At 35.5% G+C, this 5,123-nt stretch carries 6 protein-coding genes and 2 tRNA genes; 3 read left to right on the forward strand and 5 right to left on the reverse strand.

Features of this window, described 5'->3' with window-relative positions; genetic code table 11:
• The 5 genes from AACY61_RS08320 to AACY61_RS08340 form a co-directional block, all read right to left on the reverse strand.
• On the reverse strand, window positions 1–1,205 hold a 1,205-nt coding region (locus AACY61_RS08320), incomplete at its 3' end, for a methylmalonyl-CoA mutase subunit beta (protein ID WP_339611110.1).
• Complete coding sequence (locus AACY61_RS08325; RefSeq protein ID WP_339611112.1) at window positions 1,202–1,531, reverse strand: septum formation initiator family protein; 330 nt, start codon at window positions 1,529–1,531, stop codon at window positions 1,202–1,204. The genes AACY61_RS08325 and AACY61_RS08320, both read right to left, overlap by 4 nt.
• 1 nt (window position 1,532) lies before the next feature.
• Window positions 1,533–2,144 (reverse strand): uridine kinase, encoded by a 612-nt coding sequence (gene udk, locus AACY61_RS08330; protein WP_339611113.1) that lies wholly within the window; start codon window positions 2,142–2,144, stop codon window positions 1,533–1,535.
• A 96-nt stretch (window positions 2,145–2,240) separates the two neighbouring features.
• Complete coding sequence (locus tag AACY61_RS08335) at window positions 2,241–2,699, reverse strand: cytochrome c (RefSeq protein WP_339611114.1); 459 nt, start codon at window positions 2,697–2,699, stop codon at window positions 2,241–2,243.
• Window positions 2,700–2,701: 2 nt separating this feature from the next.
• A complete protein-coding gene (locus tag AACY61_RS08340) occupies window positions 2,702–3,820 on the reverse strand; it encodes a PQQ-dependent sugar dehydrogenase (RefSeq protein ID WP_339611115.1) in 1,119 nt (372 codons plus the stop codon).
• Window positions 3,821–4,156: 336 nt separating this feature from the next.
• Between AACY61_RS08340 and AACY61_RS08345 the strand changes: the two genes are divergently transcribed.
• The 3 genes from AACY61_RS08345 to AACY61_RS08355 form a co-directional block, all read left to right on the forward strand.
• Window positions 4,157–4,231, forward strand: a tRNA-Pro gene (locus AACY61_RS08345).
• A 13-nt stretch (window positions 4,232–4,244) separates the two neighbouring features.
• Window positions 4,245–4,321: transfer RNA gene (locus tag AACY61_RS08350), tRNA-Pro, on the forward strand.
• A gap of 342 nt (window positions 4,322–4,663) precedes the next feature.
• Window positions 4,664–5,123: Arm DNA-binding domain-containing protein (locus AACY61_RS08355; RefSeq protein ID WP_339611117.1), on the forward strand; the 460-nt coding region annotated here is incomplete at its 3' end.

Raw genomic sequence — 5,123 nt, forward strand, 5'->3', positions numbered from 1 at the left:
TTGTTGGAACCTAGCCATACTTTTTCGCCTTTATCAAACGCCTCCTGTTCTTTGGTGGCGCTTTCCTTGATTTTTTTCTGAATGGTTCCCTCTTTTAACTGATTTAAGAATCCGTCGCCTTTTTCAATGTCTTTGAAGATTTCCAAAGCTTTTTCAGCGAGTTGTGTTGTTAGACTTTCGATATAATAAGCCCCGTCTGATGCATTGGTTACCGAATCAAAATAGCTTTCGTGTTTTAGAATGAGCAATTGATTGCGGGAAATGCGTTCACCAAACTCGTTGCTTTTATGATATAAAGCGTCATAAGGAACGTTACAAACAGTTTCGGCTCCGCCTAAGACAGCACTCATACATTCGGTGGTAGTGCGCAGCATATTGACGTTGTAATCATACAGAGTTTTGTTTCTTTTAGAGGGTGTTGCAATAATGTGACATTTTTCATCGAGTTGGTATTCTTTCGCTAAACTGGAATATAAAATACGCAGGGCCCTTATTTTTGCGATTTCAAAAAAGTAATTACTACCAACGGCTATTTTGAAAACTGTTTTCTGAATTGTTCCGGGTTTGGAAGCAAAAGCATTCAAGTATTCATTAACGTGTGCAAGGGCATAAGCAAGTTGTTGGGTAATGGTTGCACCGGCATTTTGGTAAGTAGAGGTATCTACTAAAAGCGTTTTGGTTTCAGCAGTTATTTTTTCAAGTTTATTAAAATCTACTTTGAGTGTATTGTGCCAATTTCCTTCTTGGGTGTGGTGGTTGATGATGTCGTTTAAAACAAAAATATTCGTTTTTGCGAAAGCGGGATGTTTAAAGAATTCAGGCGAAAGAAATTTTAGGTCAAAATAAAACGTGTGATTTTCAAGGGAAATATTTTGAAAAATTTTATCTATATCAAATTCTTTTTCGGCCGTAAAATAAATGGCTTCAGCGCCTTTTAGCAGTGCGTCCTTTGCAAGTTTGTTTGCAATTGCTTCATCATCAATAAAAATTAACTGTCCGATGTTCCAGTTACCTGGTTGACCGGGAGCAGAGGAGAACCCCTCTTTAAATTCATCACGATGGTAAAAGGGTTTTACATGGATGCCTTCAGGGGATTTCCAGATGAGGTTTTCATTGTAGTCTTCACCTTTTAAATCGGCTTGGATTTTTTGTTTCCATTGTTTTGAGGAAACCGGATCAAAGATGTCAAAGAGAGTGCTGCTCATTGTTTGTTGCTTTTAATGCTGTCTTCGTGTTCAATTATAAAAATATCTTCATTTTCTTTTTTCAGATAATAGGCTTCACGGGCAAACTTTTCCATTTCATCTTCATCTTTTAGTTTTTCAAGAAACTCTTTATCTCTGTTTATTTCATTTTGAAAGTAATCTTTATTGTTTTCCAATTCGTTTATTTCCTGATTCAATTCTTGATGGACAAAGAAGGAATTGGTGTCAAAGAAAAACATCCAAACAATAAAAACTACAGCTATGATAACATATTTGTTGCTGAGGAATTTAAAACTTTTACTTTTTTTTAATTCAGATAGTTTCAAATTAAAATTTTAGTTTTTGATTAATTATTGTTCTTACAATATCAACGGCTACGGTATTATAACGATTAGTAGGTATGATGATATCTGCATATTCTTTTGTAGGTTCAATGAACTGTTGGTGCATAGGTTTTAGGGTTGTTTGGTAACGGTTTAAAACCTCTTCAAGATTGCGGCCCCGTTCTGCGATATCTCTTTTAAGCCTTCTTATGAGTCGTTCGTCACTATCGGCATGCACATAAATTTTTATGTCAAACATATCTCTGATATCAGGATGTGTAAGAATTAAGATTCCTTCCACAATCATCACGTGTTTTGGGGCTGTTGCAACAGTTTGATTGGTGCGGTTGTGTTCTACAAAAGAGTAAACGGGTTGTTTAATTGTTTTTCCTTTTTTGAGCTCTTTTAAATGGGCTACAAGTAGATCAAAGTCAATGGCTTTGGGATGGTCAAAATTTATTTTCACCCTTTCTTCAAAAGGTAGGTGGGAGGTGTCTTTATAGTAAGAATCCTGCGAAATCACACCTACTTCGTTGGGTGGTAATTCATTGATTATCTGATTTACTACGGTTGTTTTACCGCTTCCGGTGCCACCTGCAATACCAATTATAAGCATTTTTTATCTGTTTTGGCAAAGGTAATACTATTTGTTTTTATGATTTAATGTTCTTTTTTGTAATGCCATAAACCTAGAGATGCTCAAATTTAAAATTTAATTTTCAATTGCTTTAACTTCTTCAACTGTTACTATTTTATCTTGGGTGTTTCCCCAAGAGTTCATAATATAATTCATAACATCAGCAATTTCCAGGTCAAGAAGCCCCATTGGGGGCATTAGATTATTGTATTTAATTCCGTTAACAGTAATTTCTCCCTGTAATCCAAATTTAACTGAGTGAATGCTTTCAGTTCGTTTTTTAATCAACCAATCAGAGTTTGCCAGGGGTGGAAAAACGCCTTGGACTCCTTTACCGTTTGGTAAATGACATTGAATACAAAAATCATTGTAGACTATTTCCCCTCTGTTTATGCTTTCTTTTAAAGATTCCTGATCCTGGATTTTAGGGGTATTTACATATATTCCGGGTTTTTCATTTAAAGCAGGGATTTTATTAAAAATAAGAAACAGTCCACAAAATAAAGCAATTTTAGTTGCCAGCTGAAAGCTCATACCTAATTAGGAATTATTTTTACAATTCCCTTGCCTTCAACACCTAAATAAACATATCCATCGGGGCCCATTTTTACAGTGCGCAATCTTCCAATGTCTTCTGCAATTTTCAGACGTTCGTTTACCTGGTTATTTTTTAGTTTTAACAATTCAAGGTATTGGAATTTTAGTGAGCCCACTAAGAGATGTCCTTTCCAATCTGGGTACTTGTCACCAGTAACAAATGCCATTCCACTGGGAGCTATAGAGGGAGTCCAGTAATAAAGAGGTTGCTCCATTCCTTCTTTTTGTGTTTTTTCGGTTATGGTTGTTCCACTGTAATTCACACCATAAGTAATTACAGGCCAACCATAATTTGCACCTTTTTTAGTAATATTGATTTCATCACCACCTTTAGGTCCGTGTTCGTGTGTCCAGACTTCTTGTGTAACAGGGTGGATATCCATACCTTGTTGATTTCTATGTCCATAGGAGTAAATAGCAGTTTTTGCTCCGGCTTCATTTACAAAGGGGTTGTCATCCGGAATGCTTCCATCATCTTTAATTCTGTATATTTTCCCTCCGTCGCGGGTAATGTCTTGTGGATTTTCGTCCCGATTTCCTCTATCACCAATTGTAAAGTATAAATAACCTTGTTTATCAATAACCATTCTGGAGCCGAAATGAACACCTTTAGTTGAATTGGGTGAGGCTTTATAAAGTTCTTCAATCCGGATTAATTTATTCTCTTCAATTTGCGCTCTAACTATCTTGGTATTTCCACCATCACCTTCCCCCTGATTGGAAGCGTATGCAAAATAAATCCATTTGTTGTTTTCATAATTGGGGTGAGGTAAAATGTCCAAAAGGCCCCCTTGACCTCTTACATACAAATCATCAAAACCTGTTGAAATAGTAATTTCGTTTGTTTTAGTTACCAGTGTTATTTCGCCATTTTTATCTCCTACTAGCATTGATCCATCTGGCAACCATGCAAGTCCCCAAGGAATTCCAACATTTGAAAAGACAGTTTCAAAGGCATAGGAACTTTTAGAGGGTCGAATCTCGATATCATTTTGTTTTACTTGAGCACAACTGACAAAGCAGCCTGTTAATAAAAAAAGTAATAGTTTAATTTTCATATCGTTTATTTTTTTTAAAATTTCTGAGTGTGTCTAATTTTATGCATAAAATAGAATAGTCAGCGTATGTAGGGTTTAGAATATAAATTGACTGAAAAGATAAAAAAAAGAAATAAAATGCCTGCTAATCTTAACATAAAATATATATTTGCAATCCGAAAAAACACAAGTTGTTTTTTGCTTTTAAACAGAATGAAAAGTCAATTTGATACCAATAGTACTAATTATTTAATTGGTGTTGAAGCCCGTATATTGGGTCCCGATTTAGATTGGTAAATTCTAAGGTTCTAAGATAAATTGAATTGTAAATTAACAGTTTCCGAATAAAAAACTATTCGGGGTGTAGCGTAGCCCGGTTATCGCGCCTGCTTTGGGAGCAGGAGGTCGCAGGTTCGAATCCTGCCACCCCGACAAATTTATAAAACGGGATGTGGCGCAGTCTGGTAGCGTACACGCCTGGGGGGCGTGGGGTCGCAGGTTCAAATCCTGTCATCCCGACCAAAGAGTTTATCAAAACTCACAAATATCAACCTAATTATATGTAAATCATATAGTTAGGTTTTTTTGTATCACCAAACGAAACCAAAATTTATCGCATTTTAGGTGAGTTTTTGGGGTGTTTTGTGAGATATCTGTGAGTTATTTGTGAGTAAAAATTTCAAAGAAATCTCAATAAATACAATACTCCACAAAGATTTCACTACAAAAATCAGGGTATTTTTGCCCGAAAATTTGTGAGATATTCATAAAGATTAAAAAAGTCTTTATATTTACCTCAAGTTCAAGAAACAGCATTTTGGATTGGTTTGACTTTCGTGTCATTATTAATCAAACCACCAGATAATGCACAATTTAAACGCCTTTCAGGTTTCTTTCATCATCAGAAAGAAAAAAATTGACCCCGAATACGGTCAAATCTTCGCCCGTATTCGTGTAAATGGTCGTGGAACCGAATTCAGTATTAAACACGAAGTACTTTTAAAACAGTGGTGCAATAAGTCAGCTTCTGTTAATGGATCATCCTTTCACGCACAAACGATCAATAATGCTATTGACCAAATCAAAGCACGGTTACACAAAGCTCACAAAGAACTTGTAGATGAAAACAAATTCATAACGGCAAATCTTGTTAAATCAAGATATTTTGGAACAGACAGTGCCAGCAAAACGCTCGTTGATCTACTCAACTATCACAACAATAGAAGGCAAAACCAATTAACTGAAGGCACCTTAAAAAACTACGATACTACTGAAAAATACTTATTAGATTTTGTTGAGAAAAAAAGAAAAACCAACAATGTAT

Origin of the sequence: uncultured Planktosalinus sp. (assembly GCF_963973675.1) — a bacterium.
Classification (GTDB): Bacteria; Bacteroidota; Bacteroidia; order Flavobacteriales; family Flavobacteriaceae; genus Planktosalinus.

Excerpts from the sequence above, each read along its gene's own strand:
- udk (WP_339611113.1), bottom strand. The coding sequence starts at position 2,144 with ATGCTTATAATTGGTATTGCAGGTGGCACCGGAAGCGGTAAAACAACC.
- AACY61_RS08335 (WP_339611114.1), bottom strand. The coding sequence starts at position 2,699 with ATGAGCTTTCAGCTGGCAACTAAAATTGCTTTATTTTGTGGACTGTTT.
- AACY61_RS08340 (WP_339611115.1), bottom strand. The coding sequence starts at position 3,820 with ATGAAAATTAAACTATTACTTTTTTTATTAACAGGCTGCTTTGTCAGT.